Annotated in this window: 15 protein-coding genes; 12 read left to right on the top strand and 3 right to left on the bottom strand. The window is 46.4% G+C overall.

The genetic code is table 11. From position 1 onward, the window contains the following. Positions 1–183: 183 nt before the first annotated feature. Together GA0116948_RS11165 and uvrC are read left to right on the top strand one after the other, a co-directional pair. Positions 184–765, top strand: a complete 582-nt coding sequence (locus GA0116948_RS11165) for a hypothetical protein (RefSeq protein WP_170876080.1) — start codon at positions 184–186, stop codon at positions 763–765. 4 nt (positions 766–769) lie between these two features. Next, the gene (gene uvrC, locus GA0116948_RS11160; protein WP_089712121.1) at positions 770–2,611 is read left to right on the top strand and encodes an excinuclease ABC subunit UvrC; all 1,842 of its coding nucleotides are present in this window, start codon (positions 770–772) and stop codon (positions 2,609–2,611) included. Positions 2,612–2,665: 54 nt separating this feature from the next. Here the strand turns inward: uvrC and GA0116948_RS11155 are convergent, their stop codons facing one another. Next, positions 2,666–3,409 carry a biotin--[acetyl-CoA-carboxylase] ligase gene (locus tag GA0116948_RS11155; protein ID WP_089712119.1) on the bottom strand — a complete coding sequence of 248 codons (744 nt, stop codon included), beginning with the start codon at positions 3,407–3,409 and terminating at the stop codon, positions 2,666–2,668. A 182-nt stretch (positions 3,410–3,591) separates the two neighbouring features. On the opposite strand from GA0116948_RS11155, the gene rsfS reads away from it, so the two are divergent. The 4 genes from rsfS (at position 3,592) to GA0116948_RS11135 (ending at position 7,696) form a co-directional block, all read left to right on the top strand. Continuing rightward, entirely contained in the window at positions 3,592–3,972 is a 381-nt protein-coding gene (gene rsfS / locus GA0116948_RS11150) for a ribosome silencing factor (protein ID WP_240619151.1), read from the top strand. Positions 3,973–4,135: 163 nt separating this feature from the next. Then, positions 4,136–6,163: an ATP-dependent zinc metalloprotease FtsH gene (gene ftsH / locus GA0116948_RS11145; protein ID WP_089712158.1), complete on the top strand. Its 2,028-nt coding sequence runs from the start codon at positions 4,136–4,138 to the stop codon at positions 6,161–6,163. A 36-nt stretch (positions 6,164–6,199) separates the two neighbouring features. Next, positions 6,200–6,820 carry a LutC/YkgG family protein gene (locus GA0116948_RS11140; protein WP_240619150.1) on the top strand — a complete coding sequence of 207 codons (621 nt, stop codon included), beginning with the start codon at positions 6,200–6,202 and terminating at the stop codon, positions 6,818–6,820. A gap of 81 nt (positions 6,821–6,901) precedes the next feature. Continuing rightward, positions 6,902–7,696 (top strand): UDP-2,3-diacylglucosamine diphosphatase, encoded by a 795-nt coding sequence (locus tag GA0116948_RS11135; protein ID WP_089712113.1) that lies wholly within the window; start codon positions 6,902–6,904, stop codon positions 7,694–7,696. Here the strand turns inward: GA0116948_RS11135 and recO are convergent, their stop codons facing one another. Both recO and porZ read right to left on the bottom strand, forming a co-directional pair. Continuing rightward, positions 7,697–8,434 (bottom strand): DNA repair protein RecO, encoded by a 738-nt coding sequence (gene recO, locus GA0116948_RS11130; protein WP_089712112.1) that lies wholly within the window; start codon positions 8,432–8,434, stop codon positions 7,697–7,699. 251 nt (positions 8,435–8,685) lie between these two features. After that, complete coding sequence (gene porZ, locus GA0116948_RS11125) at positions 8,686–10,929, bottom strand: type IX secretion system anionic LPS delivery protein PorZ (protein ID WP_089712110.1); 2,244 nt, start codon at positions 10,927–10,929, stop codon at positions 8,686–8,688. 56 nt (positions 10,930–10,985) lie between these two features. On the opposite strand from porZ, the gene GA0116948_RS11120 reads away from it, so the two are divergent. The 6 genes from GA0116948_RS11120 (at position 10,986) to GA0116948_RS11095 (ending at position 24,681) form a co-directional block, all read left to right on the top strand. After that, positions 10,986–13,367, top strand: coding sequence for an efflux RND transporter permease subunit (locus tag GA0116948_RS11120; RefSeq protein WP_089712108.1), 2,382 nt, complete (start codon positions 10,986–10,988; stop codon positions 13,365–13,367). A 209-nt stretch (positions 13,368–13,576) separates the two neighbouring features. Next, the gene (locus tag GA0116948_RS11115; RefSeq protein ID WP_089712106.1) at positions 13,577–14,248 is read left to right on the top strand and encodes a LuxR C-terminal-related transcriptional regulator; all 672 of its coding nucleotides are present in this window, start codon (positions 13,577–13,579) and stop codon (positions 14,246–14,248) included. Positions 14,249–14,926: 678 nt separating this feature from the next. Next, positions 14,927–17,995, top strand: a complete 3,069-nt coding sequence (locus GA0116948_RS11110) for a SusC/RagA family TonB-linked outer membrane protein (RefSeq protein WP_089712104.1) — start codon at positions 14,927–14,929, stop codon at positions 17,993–17,995. 10 nt (positions 17,996–18,005) lie between these two features. Beyond that, positions 18,006–19,424 (top strand): SusD/RagB family nutrient-binding outer membrane lipoprotein, encoded by a 1,419-nt coding sequence (locus GA0116948_RS11105; RefSeq protein ID WP_089712101.1) that lies wholly within the window; start codon positions 18,006–18,008, stop codon positions 19,422–19,424. Positions 19,425–20,126: 702 nt separating this feature from the next. Continuing rightward, complete coding sequence (locus GA0116948_RS11100) at positions 20,127–23,216, top strand: SusC/RagA family TonB-linked outer membrane protein (protein ID WP_165798350.1); 3,090 nt, start codon at positions 20,127–20,129, stop codon at positions 23,214–23,216. Positions 23,217–23,241: 25 nt separating this feature from the next. Then, positions 23,242–24,681, top strand: a complete 1,440-nt coding sequence (locus GA0116948_RS11095) for a SusD/RagB family nutrient-binding outer membrane lipoprotein (RefSeq protein ID WP_089712098.1) — start codon at positions 23,242–23,244, stop codon at positions 24,679–24,681. Positions 24,682–24,722 lie beyond the last annotated feature (41 nt).

The raw sequence follows: 24,722 nt of genomic DNA, 5'->3' as shown, positions 1-24,722 counted from the left end.
CTCGGAACTAAATTAAGGAACCGCCGTATACCGAACGGTACGTACGGTGGTGTGAGAGGACAGGTAGGGAATTAATCCCTACCTTCCTACTCGATCCGTAATGTGTGCCATAGCCCGTACCGATATAAGGTTCCCCTCAAGTCTAACCACTGCTATCATCCTCCTTTTCCGTAATTTTGAAATATGGATTGTCGATTTGCCCGATGGAAAGGAATTTCAGGAGTTAGCCTGCTGTTGTTTTTAGCTGCTTGCATGCGTTTGCAGGCGCCGGTAACTGCCTCTACGGAGCGTTTTCGCGACCTGCCAGCTTATTTTGCCAGCGAAAAAAAGCAAATGGAACAGGCCGGCCTGCAATTTCATAAATTGGTGGAGCAAAATGGTGTTCGCGATTCCATAATTACCAGCGATACGGGTATTATTAGTAAACTGTTAAAACCATTTGCAGGAATAAACCTGAACAAACCTTCGCTTCGCGATCAGTACATCTTAGACTCCGTGACTAACGGATTTTCAGGTGCCCGATCGCTCAGTTACACCGCCAGAACGCCGGAGGTGAACCCGCAGCAGGTGCTACTGGAAACAGACAGTTCCGGGTATATTCAGTCGGTGCAGATCATTTCCCGCACCAGCAATTTATTGTACAAAACAGCATCCACTTTAATTTACGAACACCTGAAAACAGTGAGTGTTTCTACGGACCAGCAGGTCGTGCTTTTGTCGCCCCAACACTTGTCCGTACAGGTACGCATGTACCCAAAACCATAGGCAAATGACAGCAGCGGAGTTTTCAAAACTATCACATACCATCCCGCTACAACCGGGCATTTACAAGTATTTCGACGAAAACAGCGAGATCATTTATGTGGGCAAAGCTAAAAGCCTGCGTAAGCGGGTGAGCTCGTATTTTGCCAAAAATCATGATAATTATAAAACGCGCAAACTGGTGGAAAATATCCACCATATTGAGTTCACCATCGTTAATTCGGAGCAGGACGCTTTTCTCCTGGAAAATGCGCTGATCAAGCAGTTCCAGCCTAAGTATAACATTAATCTTAAGGACGATAAAACATATCCGTACATGGTGATACGGCATGAACATTTTCCGCGGGTATTCCTTACCCGCAATGTGATCCGGGACGGCTCTGAATACCTGGGCCCCTTTACTTCCGTGGGCCGGGTGCGGGAGCTGCTGGAGGTAATCCGTTACAACATTCCACTGCGCACCTGTAACCTGTTGCTCTCGCCAAATAACATTCAGAAGGGTAAGTTTAAGGTATGCCTGGAATATCACCTAGGCAACTGTAAAGGCCCCTGTGAAGGTTTGCAAACGGAAGATGATTACCGGGAAAATCTTTCACAAGTAAAGAATATCCTTAAAGGCAATCTTTCGCCAGTAGTAAATATGTTTAAGGAGCAAATGCAGGAATATGCCCAGAACATGAAATTTGAGCAGGCCGAGATCATGCGAAAAAAAATTGATAGCCTCGATGCTTACCAGTCTAAATCAACCATTGTGAATACGCGGGTGGGCAATGTAGATGTGTTTACCATCCTGAGCGAAGGCGATACGGCTTATGTAAACTACCTGCGGGTGTTAAATGGCACCATCTCCGATACCAAAACGGTAACGGTAGAAAAGCAGTTGGAAGAAAGCGACGAAGAAGTGCTGGCTTATGCTATCGGTTACCTGCGCGATACCTTTAAAAGTCTGGCCACCGAAATCATTGTACCCATTGAAGTAGAATACCCGGAAAGCTCCGTCAACATTACCATTCCAAAGGGTGGTGATAAGAAAAAACTGCTGGAGCTGAGTGAGAAAAATGTAAATTATTTCAAGGAAGAGCTGCACCGCAAAAAGATATTGCACTTGGAAGGCAAGAGTGATCTGGAGCGCAAAAAAGTATTGTACCAGTTGCAGGCAGACCTGGAGCTGCCGGTGCTGCCGGAGCATATTGAATGTTTCGATAACTCTAACTTCCAGGGCAGCTACCCGGTATCGGCCTGTGTGGTATTTAAAGACGGGGTTGCGTCTAAGAAAGACTACCGGCATTTCAACGTAAAAACGGTGGTAGGCATCAACGACTTTGCCTCCATGAAAGAAGTAGTGTACCGCCGCTACAGCCGTTTGCTGGCGGAGCAGGAGCCGCTGCCTCAACTGGTGATCATTGATGGCGGTAAAGGCCAGTTGGGGGCCGCCATGGAAAGTATTCGCGCGCTGGATCTCATTGGCAGCATGACGGTAGTGGGGCTGGCCAAAAACGAAGAAGAAATTTTTTATCCGGGTGATAAAGACAGCTTGAAACTTCCTTATGGCAGCGAAAGCCTGAAACTTATCCGCCGCGTGCGCGATGAGGTGCACCGTTTTGGCATCACATTTCACCGCCAGAAACGTAGTAAGGGTACTTTTAAAAACGAGCTGGAATCTATTAAAGGCATTGGGGAAAACACGGCCACACAACTATTAAAAATGTTTCGCTCGGTAAACAAGATCAAAGGGCTTACCCTGGAAGAACTGGTGAACGAGATTGGGCTGGCCAAAGGCAATTTGGTGTATAGCCATTTCCATCCCACTACGGTAGATACTGACAACTCAGATCCCACTGTATCCTAATAATTACTTGTGTACTTTTGGGTGTATGCCCTGTTCAATACCGCACACAAATGGCTACCGGGTTATTACAAATTCCACCTCACCAAAACCTACCGTTATATTTCCCCCGTTTTTTTCCAATACTAATTTTCCATCTGGTAATACATCGCGGATAGTGGCTTCAAAATAATCATCTCCCTGCCGGTATAACCCAGGCCGCTGCCAGCGGAACAGGCGGCTTTTATATTCCTCCAGGATAGTTTCCGCATTGGCCGGAAATAGTAGCTCCATGCGTTGCTGAATGCAGCTGCATAGCACATGCGCCAATTCGATCGCGTCCCATTCACGGCCTGTAATATGCCGCAGCGACACGGGGTTGGGCAGGTAGGGTGGAAACTGCACCTGGTTAATGTTGATACCAATGCCTACAATGGCATATTGCCAGCTTCCGCCGCGAAGTACATTTTCAATGAGGATACCTCCTGCCTTTCTGTCACGCCAATACAGATCATTGCTCCATTTGATGCAGGTTTCATCGCCTGCATAAGCGCTAAAAAAATCATAAGCGGCCAGGGCAATGGAAGCGCTGAGTACAAACTGGTGGGAAAGGGCCAGCATCTTAGGTTCCAGCAGGGTGGTCATCATCAGGTTCTCCCCTGGTGGGGAATGCCATTGTTTACCACGCTGTGCTTTCCCGGCAGTCTGTTCCATGGCAAACCAGGTGGTGCCGGCTGTCACATGGCCTTCATTAACCTGGGCCATGGCATAGTTATTGGTGCTATCTATGGTATTCAATACGATAAAAGGCTGTCCGATCACAACGAGTGTTTAAGGTGTTATTTTTCAGTAGGAAAAGTACTGCTTTTTATCGTTTTTAGCAGTGAAAAGCGCCTGTTGTCCAAGGCATTAATAATTGTTAATATTTCCTGCCTGATTTAGTAACTTTGAATATTAAAGATTATTTTTAACGAAAACGTGATTTATTGGCACCTTTAACCGTCTTGAGTAAAAGAAAAAGAGCGGAAACCCGCCTGAGTAGAGATAGTGAGATTTTTACCACCATCATTAGGGCCATTCAGGATAAGAAAGGAGAAAATATCGTATCCCTGGACCTTGGCAATATTCCCGAAGCCGTAGCAGACTTTTTCATTATTTGTGAAGCCAATTCTAGTACGCAAGTACGTGCCATTGCGGACTATGTGGAAGAAGAGTTAAGCAAGATCGGCGAAGAGCCTTACAAACACGAAGGTTTTACTGCACAACAATGGATATTGGTTGATTATGTGAATGTGGTCGTTCATGTTTTCCAGCCGGAAACACGCAAATTTTACAGTCTGGAAGAAATGTGGAGCGACGCAGATCGCATGGAACACCTCGGCTGAGCCGTATGGAACGATAGGCCCCCGGGCCTGTCGTGGTTAGCGCGGACGCCATTGCCCTCCTCCCTGCACACTTCAATAATTCTGTTACTTTAAACTTCAATACCCGCGCAAGCATTTAATCAGATTGCAAAAAAACATCCGTAAAAGGAGCGAAAGGAATATTATGGAAAAAGGAGGCATTAACTTCAACAAAAGCCCAGAAAAATCGCCGAAAAAAGGACCTAAGTTCAATATATACTGGGTGTATGCCTTTATTGGTATCGCCCTGCTGGCTATGAACCTGGTGGACTGGAAAAGCCAGCCCGAGGAAATCAGCTATAGAGACTTCCAAAACACTTATCTGAATTCTGGCGACGTAGATCACCTGAATGTGATCAATAAGAAAACAGTAGAGGTTTTCATTAAAAAAGAACGTTTAAACGATCCTAAATACAACAAAATTGCCAAGAGCCGTATCAATGGCTTAAACCCTGGCCCACACTATACCTTCGGCATTGGTAGCGTGGAAACATTTAAATCAGACATCGACAAGGCACAGGCTAATATTCCGGACAAAGATAAAGTACAGATTTTCTGGCTGGAAAGGCAAGGACTTATAGAACCTTTCATCTCTATCATCTTACCCATTATTTTGCTTATTGGCCTTTGGGTATTGCTGATGCGGAAAGTAGGTGGCGGTCCTGGCGGCGGCAGTGGTGGTCCCGGTGGCATTTTTAACATTGGTAAATCTAAGGCTACCCTTTTCGATAAAGGCACGCGCGTAAATATTACTTTCAGCGATGTAGCTGGTCTGGACGAAGCCAAAGTAGAAGTAATGGAGATCGTAGACTTTTTGCGTAATCCTAAAAAATACACTTCTTTGGGGGGTAAAATTCCGAAGGGTGCATTGCTGGTTGGTCCTCCGGGTACGGGTAAAACGCTCCTGGCTAAAGCCATGGCAGGCGAAGCCCAGGTGCCTTTCTTCTCCATGAGCGGCTCCGATTTTGTGGAACTGTTTGTAGGGGTAGGCGCCAGCCGCGTTCGCGACCTGTTTAAACAAGCCCGCGAAAAAGCACCCTGTATCATTTTCATTGACGAAATAGATGCCATAGGCCGCGCCCGTGGTAAAAACGTGATGATGAGCAATGACGAGCGGGAAAATACCCTGAACCAATTGCTGGTAGAAATGGATGGTTTTGGTACCGATAGTGGTATTATTATCCTGGCCGCTACCAACCGTCCGGATGTGCTGGATAGCGCCTTACTGCGCCCTGGCCGTTTTGACCGGCAGATCTCTATCGACAAGCCAGACCTGGCGGGTCGTGAAACGATCTTTGAGGTGCATTTGAAACCTATCAAAACTTCACCCATCCTCGATATTAAAAAGCTGGCATCCATGACGCCCGGTTTTGCCGGTGCAGACATTGCCAACGTTTGTAACGAGGCCGCCCTGATCGCTGCCCGTAAAGGCAAAACACAGGTGGAAATGGACGATTTTAATGACGCGATAGACCGGGTGATAGGTGGCTTGGAGAAAAAGAACAAGATCATTTCTCCGGAAGAAAAAGAAGTAATTGCTTATCACGAGGCTGGTCACGCTATCTGTGGCTGGCACCTGGAACACGCTAACCCGCTGGTAAAAGTAACCATCGTACCGCGTGGAGTGGCTGCACTGGGTTATGCTCAATATTTACCAAAAGAACAATACCTCTACAATACCGAACAGTTGCTGGACGATATTTGCATGACCCTGGGTGGCCGTGCGGTAGAAGAACTGGTGTTCGGCAAGATATCTACCGGTGCGCAAAATGACCTGCAGGTGATCACCCGCATGGCCTACGCTATGGTGAGTGTGTATGGTATGAATGATAAAGTAGGCAACGTATCTTTTTACGATCCGAATAACGACCAGGCTTTTACCAAGCCTTACTCTGATGAAACGGCCCGTATGATAGATGAAGAAGTACGCTTGCTAATTCAGAAAGCTTATATCCGCACCAAGGAATTGCTGACATCCAAACTGGGAGAAGTGAAATTGCTGGCGCAGGAACTGCTGAAAAAAGAAGTATTGTATAAAGATGACCTGGAACGCCTCATCGGTAAACGTCCTTACGACGCCCACCGTGAACATAGGCCTATTAGTGATCTGACCGTGGACCCCGTAAGCCCGGCAGACCTGATCAATCCTCAGCCATCTAACGCTAACGCCTAATCGAACATGAACATATCTCCGGCAAAAGAAAACATTTTGAAGCGTGTCCGTAATGCGCTTAGCCAGTCTGTACAACTGCCGTTTCCCAACGCAGAAGGTAATAATTCTGTGTTTCAATTGGAGCACGATGGATTGGAAATGAAGTTTGCCGAAGAGTTTAGCAAGTTGCAGGGAAAGTTTATCTTTTGCTCAAGCAAAACGGAGCTGCTGGAAAACTTACAGGCCTTAGCCGAGCACAAATCCTGGAACCAGGTGCTGTGCCAGACACCGGCCTTGTTAAAGTTTCTGACGCCGGCAGGCATGCCTTTCCTGAACCGGGATGGCGGCAATGCCAGCGGCGAATTCCAGGCGGCGATCACGGATTGTGAATATCTGGTGGCTCGTACCGGCAGCATCATCATGAGTGCCGCACAGCCTTCCGGACGTGCCTTGCCGGTATATGCGCCGGTACACGTGGTGATTGCATATACTCACCAGCTTGTGTTTGACGTGAAAGATGGTCTTGCTAAAATGAAGGAAAAATACCCTGGTAAATTGCCTTCCATGATCAATTTTGCAACAGGGCCAAGCCGTACGGCAGATATAGAAAAAACGCTGGTTGTAGGTATTCATGGCCCCCGCGAAGTATATGTGTTCTTGCTGGACGAAGAAAAATAAATCTCCGGCTCTTAAGATAATGAACAGCGCATGAAGTAAATTCGTGCGCTGTTTTTTTATGACGTGAACCAATTTAATTACATGCACATAGAACTACCTACAGGCAAACGTATTTATTTTGTGTCCGACTTTCACCTGGGCGCCCCCGATGCGGCCACCAGTCGTATGCGGGAGCAGCGCATTATCCGCTTTCTGGACATGGCCGAAAAGGATGCCGCCCACATTTTTCTTGTGGGTGACCTGTTTGATTTCTGGTTCGAATATAAAAATGTGATCCCTAAAGGCTATACCCGTATCCTGGGCAAGCTGGCATCGCTCACAGACCGGGGCATTGGCGTATCTGCTTTTATTGGCAACCACGACATGTGGATGGATGGCTATTTTGAAGCAGAGTTGAACATACCCGTGTATTTTGAGCCGCAGACTTACGATATAGCCGGCAAGCAATTTTATATCGGCCATGGCGACGGTCTGGGGCCGGGCGACCATGGATACAAGATGCTGAAGAAAATATTCCGCAACCCCGTATGCCGCTGGCTGTTTTCCTGGATACACCCTGCGGTGGGGATTTCCATGGCCAATTACTTCAGCAATAAGAGCCGCTCCGCCACCGGCATGGAGCTGGAACATTTCCTGGGAGCAGAAAACGAATGGCTGGCTATTTATGCCAAGGAGGTACTAAAAAAGGAATACTTCGATTACTTCATCTTCGGCCACCGCCACTTACCGATAGACATGCCCGTGGGGCCTCACAGCCGTTACGTTAACCTGGGAGAATGGCTCAACTATAACTCCTATGCCGTATTTGACGGGCAGGAACTGAAACTGCATTACTTTGAAAATGAAAACGGGCCAAGGGGAACGATTATACGCTGATTATGCATCAAGTATCTCGTGCAGAATGGGGGGTGAATGCAGATCAGTAAATTCTGGCAGGTGTAATTTGTAGAAGTCGAGATAGGCGTACAGCAGCTTGCGGCGCTGATCTTTGTTCATGCTAACACCCATTATCCCGGCAATGTCTGTTGCATGCAGCAGTTGAGAAGTAAATTCACTGTTTTGCGCATCGAGGTGAAAAGGATGGTGGGGCGGCAGATCCTTAAAAACGCCTTCCTTCAGATCCAGGTAATGCGTATATTCTGAATACTGCCCGCTGATCTGAAAACCCATGTGGCTGCTGAGTTGCAGCGTAAAATACAAGGGAAGGTTACCCACTACGTTCATAGGTGCCTGGTCTAACAACTGCAACATATGCTCCGCGAAATAATACAACTCCGATTGTTGTTCCGGCTGGCGCAGGCACTTCTGCAGCAGCTCTATCATGTACATAGACACGGTGTTTTTTACTACGTTAAAGGATAGGCTGGAATAAATATAACCCAACTTAAATTCAGCAATACGTTGCATGTTCTTCTGTTCGTGATGGTATACCACCATATCGAGGATATTACCCGGCTGCAGAAGATTACCCTTTGTGGCTTTGGGCTTGGCAGAGCGGGCGCCGTTTACCATGTACGACTGCACGCCAAACAACTCTGTGAAGATGCTGACGATTAAACTAGTGTCGCCATACTTTACCTGGCGTAATACAATGCCGCGCGTTTTATGTAACATGATATAAGTGCAAGTTAGCCCTTTTGACAATAGTGGACGATGAGCGTACCTTGCACCGAACATATTGTAATATTTTGTATGTGTTTAAGGCCTGATTTTCATGCATGTGCTGGCCTGGCATTGTTTCGGTTACCCTACTTACAGTAAGTTTTCAGGCCATCCGGGCTGGTATGGTAAACCCGGTGCGCAGTTTTAACTATGACTAACGTAAACGGGTATACGATAATTAAAATACGGTAAGTGTACCCTGATTAATGAATGAAAATAATTTTAGTTACCAGGTGTTCACTACCATTGGCATTGCTGGCAAACACCAGGTACACGCCGCTTTGCGGGCGATGGCCGGTATAGTCTTGTCCATTCCAGGTGGCCTGGCCGCCGCTGGCCTTGGTTTCGTACACTAATTTGCCGCTGATGTCGGTAATCTTCACGGTGGCATTGGCAAAAAGGCCCCGCACTGCGATGATACCGGTGTAGCCGGGAGGCACGGGGTTGGGGAATGCCAGCACGCTGCTGGCTATTACATTGCTGGTTTCGGTGGCGGTACCCCGGTAGGAAATAATACCATTGTCCGTAGCAAAAAATACTTCCCCGCTCAGTGGGTCTATTGCAATCTTGTACACGATGTTGCTCAACAGGGGGCTATTGCTTTCATCGAAGTGCTGTAACACGGTATCGCCGCCTTCGGCCACTAGCCATACACCGTTGTTAGTGGCCACCCACTTACGGTTGGCCCCATCTATGGCTATCGCATTGATCTGTTCCTGCTGAAAAAGATAACCTGCAAAATTTCCTTCCTGAACAATGGGCAGGTAGGCCGGACAGCCCGCGCCAAACACTTCCTGTCCGCAGGCAATCACAGCAATGCCTTGGGCGGTGCCGATCCATATCCATCCATTTTTATCTTTAGCCAGGCAACGTACATCGTTGCTGGGCAGGTTGCCACTGTTAGCCCCTGTGCTGTATTGCAGCCATTTATCATCCGCAGCATTGTCGAGGGTCGCGCCGGTATTGAGTACGAATAAGCCGTTTTGCTGGGGCGATACAATCCATTTTTGATTGTAATCATCTACCAGCACCTGGCTTACCGCATTTTGTGCATGATAATAGGGAATTGAGAAAGTGAGCCATTGGCCGGAGGCTTTTTTTACCACTACATCGGTAGCGGCGCCATAGGCGGATATCCAGAGATTGCCGGCTGCGTCGGAGGTAAGCCCGCTCACATTATAAGCGCCATTGTTTTCTGAGGGCGGTAGTAAAGCATTTTTCTTATACACGGTGAAATGCCCGTCGGGACTCATCTGTAGCAGGCCGCCTCCAAAGGAGCCGGCGTATAACGTGTCGTGTAGCACGGTGGCGGTGATCAGGTCTGGGAGGGTATCAAGACCCGGTTGAAAGGTAGACCAGGTATCGTTGGCAAAGCGGTAAAAGCCGCTGTGATTGCCGGTGGGCGCCCATTGGCTGGTAACGCTGCCAGCCATGGCCCAGAGCGTATCATGGTTAAAAATAAGATCGCCGGTGGCAATGCCTTGCGGGGCATTGGGAGAAAGATTCTCAGATTGGCCGTCGTGATACCAAACAAGGCCGGCGGTGCTATCGGCTATCCAAAGTGTATTGTCTTGCAGAAGAGCGTCCGCAGGGGCGTTAATATTGTTGCTGGTGGCGGATAGCAGCGTACCGGCAGTATTGAGGGTAATAATGCGGCCAGGCGTTTCGCATACCAGTACCTGCTGATTGCTGGCGCGTATATGGGATATATGATTCCCAGGCGCGGTATACCAGGGCTGCCAGCGCGCATTGTTCCATTGGTATAGTGTGTCGCCCTGGCGGGCAATGAGTTGATTGTTTACCTCAATGATCTCCGCTACCGGCCCAGGTTGCAGGCCGTCGTTGCTGCTGGCCCAATTGTGATAATCGGCCAGGTTCACCCCTTGCAGCGGGGCGCGTTTTACCCCTGTTGCGGTGGCGGCGTACAGATAACCGGCGTTAGTAGCGCTGGCAATTACGCTTAGGTAATTACCGGTATCTCCTATCACATAGGTATCCGTGATCTCCAGCCGGTCCAGGTTTACGACAATGATACCCAGGCCAGACGCCAGCAGCGCCGTTTCGTTGTAGAAGCTGATGCTATGAATGCTTTTATCGCCTGCGATATTTTTTTGCAGGACATCGGGCAAATTATAAAATTGTTTGTCTTTGAGAATATCCAGGTTACCATTGCGGTAGGCGATCACCAATGCGCTGGCATTGGCGTTCATGCAACTAATGCCGGCATCGTGCAAACCATTTATTTTACTGTAAGTGGTAAAAGCGTGTTCATCGCTACTCACGGAGAACACGGTGTAAGGTGTGGCGCAATACAGCTCGCCATCCAAGAAGGCCAGGGCCAGTGTGGGCGAGGCCGGGAGGTGGCTGCGCCAATGCCCGATGGGTACGGGCTGTGCAGCCAGCCGCAGCGAAATAAGCAGCCAAAATAAAACGACGAACCGATGCATAGCGTAAAAGTAATATTTGATTATCTTTAGCGAATACCAAATCAGAAAAATCTTTTATGTGGCAACGTCTGGCAGGTTTTGTTCTCAAGTTTCGTTTACCACTACTGATCTTATTGCTGGGAAGCACTGCCTTAATGGGGTATTACGCCCAGAAAGTACAGCTGTCCTATGAATTTACCGGTGCTATTCCCACGGATAATCCTAAATTCCAGGAGTATTTACAATTCAAGCAAAAATTTGGGGAAGATGGCAATATGTTGGTCCTTGCCGTTCAAAATCCGCAATTTTTTTCCCTAAAACATTTTACTGCCTACCAGGCCCTTACCCGCGATCTGAAAACGGTGGAAGGGGTAGAGAACATTCTTAGTGTGGCTGGTGCGGTAAATCTCGTCAAAAACGACAGTACCCACAAACTGGCACCTGTGGCCATTTTCCCGGACCCTATCCGGGATGTTGCACAGTTAGACAGTGCTGTTACCTTGTTCAGATCATTGCCTTTTTACACCGGGCAATTATACAATCCTGCTGCAAACAGTTACCTGATGGCAGTGCGTATCAATAAAGATGTAATGAGTTCTGCCAAACGGAATATAGTGGTGCAGCGCATTACCAAGATCGCCACGGATTTTGGGAAGGGGCAGCAGGAAGAAGTTTACTTAAGCGGTCTGCCGCTCATCCGTACTACCATGGCTACCAAGGTGGCAGATGAGCTGAAATTTTTTCTGAAACTTTCTTTTGTACTCACCGCATTAATCTTATTTGCCTTTTTCCGCTCGGTAAGTTCCGTAATCATGTCGATGATCGTGGTGGCTATTGGCGTGATCTGGTCTGTGGCTACCATTGTGCTGTTAGGGTATAAGATCACTTTGCTCACCGGCATTATTCCGCCGCTGATCGTGGTGATTGGTATTCCTAATTGTGTGTATTTCCTCAATAAATACCACACCGAATATGCGAAGTGCAACAATAGGGAGGAGGCGCTGGTGCGTATGATACAGCGCATGGGCATCGTCACCTTATTTACCAACATTACGGCGGCCATTGGCTTTGGGGTATTTTATTTTACCAAAAGTTCCATCCTCAAGCAATTTGGCGTAGTGGCAGGTATAAACATCCTGTGGATCTTCGTGATCTCTTTCATATTCCTGCCGTCCGTACTTAGTTACCTGCCGCCGCCAAAGAACAGACATACTACCTACCTGGACAGCAAATTTTTCAATAAAATGCTGGGAGGTATTACCTATCTCGTCTTTCATTACCGCAAAGCGATATACGCAGTTACGATCGTGTTAGTAGGGCTTGCGCTGGTGGGCATGTCCAGGCTAAAGTCTGTTGGATTTATCGTAGATGATATCCCCCACACCGACAAGCTGTATACCGATCTGAAATTTTTCGAAAAGAATTTCAAGGGTGTGATGCCCTTGGAAATAGCCATTGATACGAAAAAGAAAAATGGGGTAATCAACCTTAACACACTGAATAAAATTGATACCTTATCTGCCCGCCTAGCAGCCTTGCCTGAATTTGCCAAGCCATTGTCTGTTGCGGAAGGTATTAAATTCGTAAAACAGGCTTACTACAATGGCGATAGTGCCAGTTATTCCATTCCCACCCAGTTTGACGTACCTTTTTTGTCGCCTTACCTGCGGATGAAAAATGCGGGTAGTGAAGCGGGCAGCGGTGGCAATACCATGTTCAGCAAGCTATTGTTGTCATTCATGGACAGTACCCGGCAGATAGCCCGGATAAGCGTAAGCATGGCCGATGTAGGCTCCCAGCGCCTGCCCCTGATCCTGGATTCTTTGCGTCCGCAGGTAAACCAGCTTTTCGACACCACCCAGTACAAAGTAAGTTTCACCGGTACCAGTATTATCTTCCTGGAAGGCAGCCGTTTCATCATCCATGGGCTGATAGACAGCATCCTGCTGGCTTTTATACTGATCATCTGCTGCATGTTTTATTTGTTCCGTTCCTGGCGTATGTTACTCATTTCCCTTGTTCCAAACCTGATCCCCTTGCTGGTTACGGCGGGGGTAATGGGGTGGCTGGGTATAGCCATCAAGCCTTCCACCGTATTAGTATTCAGTATTGCGCTCGGCATAGCCATAGACGTTACCATCCGTTTCCTTGTAAACTTTAAGCAGGAGCTGCCGCAGCACAATGGAAACATTAGTGAAACGGTGCGGCAAACCATCCGGGAAACAGGGTTGAGCATCATTTATACCTCACTAATCTTATTTGCCGGGTTCATGATCTTCAGTTTTTCAGAGTTTGGAGGTACCAAGGCCTTAGGCTGGCTTACTTCGCTTACGCTTGTGCTGGCTATGGTGACTAACCTCACCATCCTACCGGCTTTCCTGTTATGGATGGAAAAAACCTTATCGAAGAAGTCGCTGGAAGCGGAGTTGCACCGCGGAAAACCTGGCTTAGCGGAATAGCTATATCCCGCAGTTTATACCTAGCTGCTCATAGGTGAAAAATTATTGATTCAAAGTCTAAACTATTGGTACAGCAAGGGTTTCGTGTCTTTTTATAAAATAATCTTGTGGCTTTCGTTCGTCACTTACATAGTGCCGTTTGTAACAAAGGGAGGAGGATAGTAATAAAAAAGTATGATGTTTATTACGCCATTCTTAACCACAGATTAATGAAAAATAAGTACTCGAAAGGAGCGCACCTTTCTGAACGCAAGTTTAGAGAGTTGCTGAGCCTGTTTGCGGAAGATTTAACCGCAACACAGATCGCGGACATCAGTGCCGTGAGCAGGGTAACTGTAAATAGTTACCTGAAGAAGATTCGTCAGCGTATTGCGTTGCACAATGAATCTTTACTACAGCGGTCCATGCCTCACCGGGCATCCGCGCTGATATTGACTTCAGATTCTCCTGGCGACACCTCGCCACCACTCCCGCTGCGTAAGCCCGTTATTGTTGGTATTTTCAAAGTGGACGAACGTGTTCACACCGAGATCATTTCCGATGCCGGGCCTGCTTTGTTGCAGGGTTTGGGCAAGGGGCGTTTGCATCCGGACCATGCTGCCCTAGTGGAAGAGTTTGAAGGCATAGCGGACCTGAGCCAGTATAGGTTGTATAATGTACGCAAAGGTTTTACTGCGCCGGCTGTCCAAGCGTCGGAAGGAATAGAGGCTTTCTGGGGGCTTACCCGCCACCGGTTGGTGAAGTTCAAGGGGCTGAATTCTGGAACTGTATACCTGCATTTGAGAGAGTGCGAGTTTCGTTACAATCACCGGGAGGATGATTTATTCCCGATCTTGTTAACACTGCTAAAGGATCATCCGTTGCACTTGCTAACCGCTTAATCCTGCTTTCGCGTATATTTGCTAAATGTGTCTACCGGGCCGCATGGTCTGACAAGGTGAATTCGTATAGCCGGTGCCGGTAGCCGGCAAAAAGGTATATGTTAATAATGATATTTTAATATAAAGACTTTTCTTCTAAATCGAGAGATTTAGATTTTGGTTGATGAATTACGGGCGGCATTCCTGTTGCCCGTTTATTTTTTAAGATTATTTTACCTCAAAAAATTTCAGCACCTTTCCCCCTTTCCCCAAAAATAAATGCTAATCATTTGTTAAATAAAGGTGAAATTCCTATATTTGATTAGGATCAACAATCTAGCATAGTAAAAACTCCAAACAGAATTCTCTCGTTGAATTTACATTTAAGGAAGTTACGCAAATAAAAAAAGACTGCACTTATTTGTAAGTTAAAGGACTGTTTAGCATTTGTAAAATTTCAACATGTTTTAATTAGATGGTCATCGCTTAGATAGGACCTGAATAAGTATTTTAAATTAATATAAGTGTTACCAGTAAAATAGGGACGGATCACCCAAAATCGCCTTTATAAAATTTCATATTCTTTATAATGATAGGACTTCTAACAAATTACTGTCAGTAGATATTTCCATGCATTATGTAGTTCTTGTTTGTCGGATCAGTTAAGATTGAAAATAAAACCAAAAATCAACATCGCTTATGAAAAGAGCATTACTCTTGTGGGTGCTGGCAGTGTGTGGCATATTACATGCCAACGCCCAGTCGCAGACGGTTACAGGAAAGGTTACAGATGCCGTAGATGGCTCGCCTTTACCTGGAGTAACCATTACCCTAAAAGGCACTTCCAAGGGTGCCGTAACCAGCCCTGATGGCACATACCAATTGACTGCTGAACTCAATTCAACTTTAGTTTTTTCTTTTGTGGGTTATGAATCCAAAGAAATAAAACTTACCGAAGGTGGTAAGCTGAATGTTGCGTTGAAGACAGACAACAAAAAGCTGGATGAAGTGGTAGTAACTGCACTTGGTATTAAAAGGGATAAACGTATTCTGAGTTATACTACCCAGGAGGTGAAAGGTGATGTGCTGACACAATCCAAGGAAACCAACTTCCTCAATGGTTTGCAAGGCCATGTAGCTGGCGTACAGATTACCAACAATACGGGTATGGCTGGTAGTGGTGCCAGGATACTGATCCGTGGGGCGTCTTCCCTGACCGGTGAAAACCAACCCTTGTTTGTAATTGACGGTGTACCCATCGACAACAACCAGAATCCTGCCGGCACAGACGACCCATTGGAGGTGGGTGGTTCTACCCCCAACCGTGGTATTGATATTGATCCTAACATTATTGAAAGTATTAACATCCTGCGGGGTGCTTCTGCTACCGCTTTATATGGTTCTCATGCCGCCGGTGGCGCCGTAATCATAACAACAAAAAGTGGTTCGGGTGTAAAAGGTGGTAAAGGCGTTCGGGTAAGCATAGCCAGCAGTCTTTCTTTCGATGATCCTATACTACCTAAATTTCAGACGAAATATGCACAAGGTACAGGTGGCGTCTTCTATGATGGCAGCCTTGCTGAGCAAACCTCCCAGTCATGGGGTCCCAGAATAGATACACTGAAAGTGAACGGTGCCCCTGTGAAAACATATAACCCACGCAAAGACTTCTTCCAAACCGGTATTACTACCGATAATTCTATTAGTGCAGCAGGAAATACTGAAATGTCTAACTATCTGCTGTCTTTTTCCAGCCTGAAACAAAATGGTATCGTGCCGCACACAGATTACCTGCGTAATAGTTTCTATGCCAGTTTTACAACGAAGCTCACGGATAAGTTTACGGCTACGGTAAACATCAATTACATTAACTCCAGTAATAACCGCCTTCCGGAAGGAAATAATTCCGGTTATTTATGGGGCGTTTACAATGCGCCTGTTACATGGGATATTAAGCCTGTATTCGATTCACTGGGCAACCAACGTGTATTCAGGGCCGGCCTTAATAACCCCTTATGGTCTACCCAGAATAGTCGTTTAAAACTTGGGTTAGAACGTTTTATACCGAACGTAACATTGAATTACACACCGGTGAAATGGTTGACCCTGACAGAAAGAATTGGAGCGGATTACTACCAGGATACGAGGGACTATCATGAAGCCATTGGCTCTATCACCAGGACACAAGGGGCGCTGTATAATGAGCAATACACTTATAAAAGTATTAACCACGATTTCTTTGCCCAGTTTCACAAACAACTGGCTTCCAAGTTCGACCTTTCTGTAATGTTGGGTAATAATATACAGGCTATTTCTTCCCAGGATAATTTCCAGTCTGCCAATGGGTTGGATGTAGAAAACTTCTACAATATCAGCAACTCCGGCTCCATATCTAATAGTGCTAACGCTTTGCTCCGCAGAAGAGTGAGTGTGTATGGCCAGGCAGTATTGGATTACAACCGTATGCTGACCTTAACCGTTACCGGGCGTAACGACTGGTCATCTACGTTGCCCATTGCCAATCGTTCATTTTTCTACCCATCGGTATCTGGTGCATTTATATTTTCAGAGCTGAAAGGCCTGAAAGGAAGCAAGGCATTGACCTTCGGTAAACTAAGAGCGGCTTATACTGCTATTGGTAATGATGCAGGCGCTTACCAGACCAGTACAGTTTTTTATAAAGCCTCTGTTGGTGATGGGCTGGGAGGTACTATAACCGTTCCATTTAATAATAAAAATGCTTTTGCGATTAATAATGTAGAGGGTAAGTCTGACCTGAAGAGTGAAAGCATTAAAGAATTTGAGGTTGGCCTGGAAACCAAATGGCTTGATAATCGCATTGGCCTGGAAATAGATTATTATCGCAAGAAAAGTACTAACCTGATTTTCACGACGCCCGTTTCTGCATCTACCGGATTCAACTCTTCTATTATCAACGCTGGCGACATCCGTAATAATGGTGTGGAAGTAACCTTGGATCTCACGCCAATAAGAACTAAAGACTTTACCTGGAATATTCATGTGAACTGGGCTCAGAATAAAGGGGAAATTAAAGAATTGTATCCGGGAGTAAGTGAAATTCAGACCGGTGGTTTTGTATCTCCAGGTATTTACCTGATCCAAGGACATTCTTTCGGTTCTATTAAAGGAACTGCATTCGAACGTGATGCCAAGGGAAGAAAACTAGTAGATGAAAATGGTTATTACATCCCTAATCCAATTGATACCATTATTGGTGAAACTACGCCGAAATGGATAGGTGGGTTATCAACGGACCTAATCTATAAAAATTTCACATTGTCTGTTACGATGGACAAGCGGCAAGGGGGCGATATCATGAACCTGGACCAGTATTATATGACTACCGCTGGTGTAAGTCCGGTAACATTGAACCGTGAAGGTACTACCGTCCTGAAAGGGGTAACGGAAGATGGTAAGGAAAATACAAAGCCTATTGCTACTAATCAGGCATACTACAGAGGTAAGGGCGCTGGCGCATTTGAGACATTCGTACAGGATGGTTCTTTTTTTAAACTACGTAATGTGACGCTGGCGTATAGTTTTGGACAGAAAGTGCTGGGACATTCCCCGATTAAAAATGCCACTTTTTCGCTCACCGGCCGTAACCTTTATATTCATGCCCCCCACTTCACCGGTTCAGATCCTGAGCTTGGTCTGTATGGAGCTAGTAGCAATGCACAAGGTTTCTATAACTACGTTACGCCTAGCTCAAGATCATATAATGCAACCTTGAAGTTAACTTTCTAAATGTGAAACAATGATGAATAGATATATCAAAAATATTGGTCTGGCTGCCGGTATCAGTTCACTGGTTTTTATTACAGGCTGTAAGAAATTTCTGGATGTAAACGATAACCCTAATGGGGCAAATACTGTACAGGAATCACTATTGCTTTCCTACGCGGAATTAAACGGTGCATATAATATCACCGGTGGTTATCCTGCGCGCACCTGCGCTTTCTGGACGCAACAGATTGCGTACAACGCGGAAGGTCCTGATTGGGATTCTTATCAGGTATTACCCACAGACGTAAATAATACCTGGCAATACGACCTGTACCCTGGTATTTTAAAAAACCTAAAACTGCTGGAAACTGAAGCGCAGGAAAAAAGCCATTTTCATTACCTGGCCATCGCAAAAATTTTATTAGCTTATAACTTGGCGGTAACTACAGATCTTTGGGGTAATATTCCTTATTCTGATGCATTTAAAGGGATAGCCCATCCAAATCCTTCCTATGATACCCAGGAGCAGATTTATACTACGATAGGGACCTTGCTGGACGATGGGATTGCTAATGCGGCGCAACCCGTTAGTGGTACAGAGCCTGCAGACGATGACTTCCTTTATAATGGGGATATGGATCAGTGGACTAAATTTGCATACCTGCTAAAAGCACGCTATGCATTGCGCCTCAGTTATGCGCCGGGTAAAGATCCCAAAGTGCAGGCTCAGGCCGCGCTGGATGCATTAACACATAGCTTCACTGCAGCTAGCGATGCTGCCGCATTTCCCTTTTCCGATGCAGCCGGTAGCCAAAGTCCCTGGTATCAGCTATTGGTTAACTGGGGAAGCATTCTTACTTCTTCCACATTTATAGATCGCCTGAAAGCTAGTAGTGATCCTCGTTTGCCGTTGGTAGCCAAGCCGCTGAAGGATAGTTCGTATGTGGGCAGGGTAATTGGCTCCGCCAGTTCATTAGCAAATACTGTATCTGAGTTAGGTGATGCATTGACCACGGGTGGTTCTCCGGTATATTTTGCTACCTATGATGAAGCACTCTTCATTAAAGCGGAAGCTACCTACCTAATAGATGGTTTTGCTGCCGCCCAGCCAATCCTGAAAGATGCTGTAACCGAAGATATGATCCGCCTGGGTTTAAGTGCCACCAATCCCAAAATTGCCGTCTACCTGAACGCAAATACCAACCTTACTGCTGCTAATGCATATGAAACGATTATGAACGAAAAATACATTTCTAATTACCTCTCTTTGGAATCGTTCAATGACTGGCGCAGAACGGGTTTTCCTAAACTGAATTTAGTAATGAATCCATATAATAATTTGACAGCCATTCCCCGCCGATGGTACTATGCTTCTTCCGAGGTGCAGACCAATCCGCAGCCTGGCCAGGACGTAAAACTCACCGACCGCTTATGGTGGGACACTAAATGATAAACATTGCAACCAATACTTATCCCATAGCCGCTGCTCCTTCCGCAGCGGCTTTTTTGGGCCTTTATACCACTGTTTTTTATAGAAAACCCATTAAATGACTCTTATTTTGTTAATAATTTGTTAAAATGATCATAATTTTTCCACAAATTTTTCGCTATTAATTCTGTTAACGTAGTGTTAAGGAATTGCAGCAGGGGCAAGGGTTTTATAGTTATCATGTTCCATAGAACAATAGTATATTTACTCCATTCATTTGGTATACTGTCGAGCTAATCATAGGGTGCCTGTTGTTTTTGTTAACGTATTTTCCATAATTTGCTGCCGGTTAGAAAATGTATAACCATTGCCTAAATTCAATAAGAAAAAAGAAGTTTATTGTATAGCAAAACCAGATCAACATTGTATCAAAGGTCAACAATATAGGGTTACACAGCAATTTTACTAACGAGAAAAGGTCAACAAAACAGTAACGATCAACAAACGTTTATCAACACGCTTTTAGCAGAAGGGTGTTAGCGCCAAATTTCATTTTTCAGTCTTGGTTCCCAGATGTGACTGACCTCACCGGTTGTTTTAAACAGCAGGTTTGTCATTCTTTACCAAAATCTAATTTACAAAAAGCTTGTCCGTCCCAAACGGGCCTGGCATTGTACCGTTCAGTTATATAGTTAACACATAAATCAAAATCTAAACATGCTTATGAAGAAAGCATTATTTGTCTTTGTGCTTGCAGTGAATGCTATACTGCAGGCGGCAGCGCAAAACCGAACCGTTAGTGGTAAGGTTACGGATGCTAAAGATGGCTCCCCCATTCCCGGAGCATCTGTTGTTATCAAGGGCACGCACAAAGGTACCGTGGCTGGCCCGGATGGCAGTTATTCCCTCGTGGCGGATGCCAACGCTACACTCGTGATCTCTTTTGTAGGATTTAACCAGCAGGAAATACCTGTTAGTAAAGCCGGTAGCATTCAGCTTGCTGCCGATAACAAACAACTGGGCGAAGTATTGGTAACAGCCCTGGGTATTCAACGCTCCAAAAGAGCGCTGGGTTACTCTGTAGGCGAAGTGAAAGGTGCCGACCTGGTACAAGCGCCCACGCCCAATCTGGTAAACGCACTGGCCGGTAAAGTGGCCGGTTTGCAGGTTACTGAAAGTGGTGGAGCGCCAGGAGAGGCTTCCCGTATCGTACTTAGAGGTGGTGCCACTTCTTTACTGGGCGATAACCAGCCGCTGTTCGTAGTGGACGGTATTCCCATCAGTAACAGTAATGATGGCAACGGCGCTTCTACCACCAGCGGTGGACAGGCCACGCCAAATCGTGCGGCCGATATTAACCCTAACGATATTGAATCGATCTCCATACTGAAAGGTCCTGCTGCATCTACCCTCTATGGTATCCGCGCCGCAGCAGGCGCCATCATTATCACTACCAAATCTGGTAAGAGTGCTGCCAAGGCAGGACGCACTTTGGTAGACCTTAATTCTTCTTACTCCATTGATGGTGTACTGCGCCTGCCTGATTACCAGACCACGTATGCGCAAGGTAATAATGGCAATTTTTCCAGCGGTACATCTTCCTCCTGGGGGCCTAAAATTGAAGGCCAGACTGTTACTAACGTATTAGGTGAGCAGGATAAGCTAAAAGTGTACAATCCGCGTAAGCAATTCCTGCAACATGGTGGTAACCTCAATAACAATCTGAGTATCGCTACCTACAACGATAAAACAACCTACTATTTTTCCGCAGGTAATAATTATACAACTTCTTACATCCCTAACCAGGATTACAAGAAAACCTCCCTGCGCGCGAATGCGTCTACCAACTGGTCTAGCAAGTTTACGTCTTCCTTTAACCTAAACTATATCAATACCAATGGAAAGGTGCCTTTCTTGGGACAAGACGGTAATAATCCGCTCTTTGCCCTGATGCACACGCCTGTGAGCTATAACCTTAAAGGCCTGGGTTACCAGCGTCCCGATGGTACTGAAATCAACTTCCGGGGTGGTTCTTTCGATAACCCATACTGGAGCATTAACAATACCAGTTTTACGACTAACTTGGATCGTATGATTGGTTCCGGTCAGTTGTCTTATAAACCACTGAGCTGGATAGACGTGACCTATAGAATTGGTACAGACTTTTACAACGACTCCCGTAAAGAATTCCGCGACATACATACCGGTGGTAACGCAACCGGTTTCATTGCCAACGATAACATTTATCGTAAGGAAGTAAACTCCGATCTGTTAGTGACCTTAACACCTAAGATCGGCAAGGACTGGACTTCTACCATCATTGTTGGTAATAACGTGAACAACAGGGTGTACCGTGAAACTTATGCATCCGGCCAGGGCCTGATCCTGCCGGGTAAGGCAAATGCCAACATCAGCAACGCCGCCAGTCAATTTCCTTCTTCCGAATCAGACAGTAAACACCGCCTGGTGGGCGCTTTTTTAGATGCTAAATTTGCCTATAAAAACCTCCTGTTCCTGGGTGTATCCGCCAGAAACGACTGGTCTTCCACTCTGCCTAAAAACAATAACAGCTTCTTCTATCCCTCTGTGGATGCGGCCTTCGTATTCACCGACCTGTTGAAAATCGATAAAAAGATTCTGTCATTTGGTAAGATCCGCGCTAACGTGGCCCAGTTGGGTAAAGACGCCGATCCATATCAATTGGCTACTACTTATTCTACCGGCAGTGTCTCCGATGGTTTTACGGACGGTATTACCTTCCCCTTTGGTAGTAACCCCGGTAAAGTACTGAGCTCTTCCCGTGGAAATGCTAACATTGTTCCGGAAAAAACTACTTCCTACGAAGTGGGCGCAGAGCTGAAATTCCTGAACGACCGCATTGGGCTGGACTTCAGCTATTTCAATTCTAAGTCTAAAGACCAGATCATTCCCATCTCCGTGGCTAACTCCACTGGTTATAACACCGTAGTCGTAAATGCTGGTCAGCTCAATAAATCCGGTATAGAACTATCGCTAAATTTGGTGCCGGTGAAAACGCAGAATTTCCAATGGGACATGACGGTGAATTATTCCCGCATCCGTTCCAAAGTGGTATCACTTTATCCAGGTGTATCCCAGATTTACCTGGGTGGTTTCAGCGGCAGCCCTGCCGTGGAAGCGATTGCAGGACAGCGTTATGGATCCCTTTTTGGTACCAGCTTCCTGCGGGATGATAAAGGCAATATTGTTGTAGACGCCGACGGCAATCCAGAAACCGGTGATACCAAAAACCTTGGTTATACAGAACCAGACTGGATCGGTAGCGTACGTTCATCCTGGACTTACAAAAACCTTACCCTGAGTGTACTGTTTGACGGACGCTTTGGAGGTACCTACCTGAATGGTACGGAAGAATTGCTGGACTTCTATGGCGTAACCAAGATTACCGGTCAGACCCGCGATGCCGGTGCTAATTATATTTTCAAAGGTGTAACCGAAGACGGTAAAGTAAATACCACCCCGATTGCCCGCGACCAGAACTACTGGCAGAATGTGCTGAATAGTGTGGATGAAGCCTATGCAGTGAAAAACAACTGGGCCAAGTTCCGGGAAGTATCACTGACCTACCAACTGCCCGAGAGACTGTTTACCAACAGCAAGTTCTTCCGGGGAGTTGCCATATCCGCCATGGGGCACAACCTGGCGCTTTTTACCAAGATTCACCACATTGATCCGGAATCCAGCACCTGGGGTACCGGTAATGGTCAGGGCGCAGGTCGTATGGATTTACCTACCACCCGCTCTTATGGTTTAAATGTGCATGTTTCTTTCTAAGCATTAAATTGAAAATTGACGCCGCATGAAAAAAGTAAAACATATCGCACTCTACACCGCGCTGGGCGCTATGATGGCCGCCGGTTCGAGTTGCAAAAAATATTTGGACGTAAACACCAATCCCAATAATCCCACCGACGTACCGGTGGCTACCATCCTGAGTAACGCCGAGGTGATGATCACTTATACCACCGGTGGTAACGTAAGTCGCATGACCAGTTCCGTGGTGCAATACTACTCTGGACACCGCAACCAGCCGTATGATTATGATCGTTACAAAATCCTGCCTACGGACAACGATTATACCTGGAGTAATTTATATGCCGCAATGAAAAACCTGCGCGTGGCCCAGCAAAAAGGTTATGAAAGCCAAAGCTATGGATATGTGGGCATCAGCCAGGTGCTTACGGCTTATACCTTCTCCATACTTACTGATATGATGGGCGATATCCCGGTGAAGCAGGCGCTGCGCGACGATTCTACGCTAACGCCTGCCTACGATAAACAACAGGACATTTACCCTTATCTGCAAACGATGCTGGACAGTGGTATTGTGAACCTGGGCAAAACCTCCGTAGGCGTAGATCCCGCAGACGATGACCTGGTGTATGGCGGCGAAAAAGCCAACTGGATCAAACTGGCCAATTCCCTTAAATTGCGCCTATATAACCACATCAGCAAAATCGATGCAACGGCTGCTCAAAAATTCCTGGCCACCAGTCCTGCGCTGATCGAGCAGAATAGTGAAGGCGCTTATGTATATTACAAAGCCGGTGCCGGCAATCAGAATCCCATCTACCAGTTCGATGTACTTTCCGGTAGAACCGACGAAGCCATCAGCCAAACTTTCATAGACAAGCTCAATGCAGTGAACGATCCTCGCAAAACCTTGCTGCTGGCACCTGTACAGGATAATAGTAATGGCTTCAAAGGTCAGTATCGTGGCAAAGCACCCGGTGTAAATGAAGAAGATCCGAACCTGTCACTCTATTCGCGTGTAGGAAGTGCTTATGGTGATGCTACTGCCCCGGTAGTGATTATATCTGCATCAGAAGTAGATTTCATCAAGGCTGAAGTAGCCCTCCGCGCCGGCGATCCGGCGACCGCTGGTGTTGCTTACAATAAAGGCATCTCCGACGATTTCGATTTCCTGGGTATTTCTTCCTCCTTGTCTGCCTATGTAGCACAACCATCTGTAGCCTGGAACGGAACCCTGCAACAGCTCATCAACCAAAAGTATATCGCCATGTTTGGCACTAGTACAGAGGCTTGGGTAGACTGGAGAAAAACCGGTTTCCCTGCGCTCACACCAGCTATCGGCAACTTTACGGGCGATGTGATTCCCCGTAAATTCCCGGTGTCGCAAACGGAAGTAGACTTGAATGGCGCCCAACTGGCTGCTGGTCCTGGTATTCCTACGCCGTATGTGGAGCTGAAGAAACGGGTATGGTGGGATGTAGAATAAGTTTTGAACACTGAAAAGCCATAAAAAAAACGCCCCGGTTA

Source organism: Chitinophaga costaii (assembly GCF_900094705.1).
Taxonomy (GTDB): Bacteria; Bacteroidota; Bacteroidia; order Chitinophagales; family Chitinophagaceae; genus Chitinophaga; species Chitinophaga costaii.
Note: the sequence above shows the minus strand (reverse complement) of the source record. Positions and strands in the feature narration are given on the sequence as shown.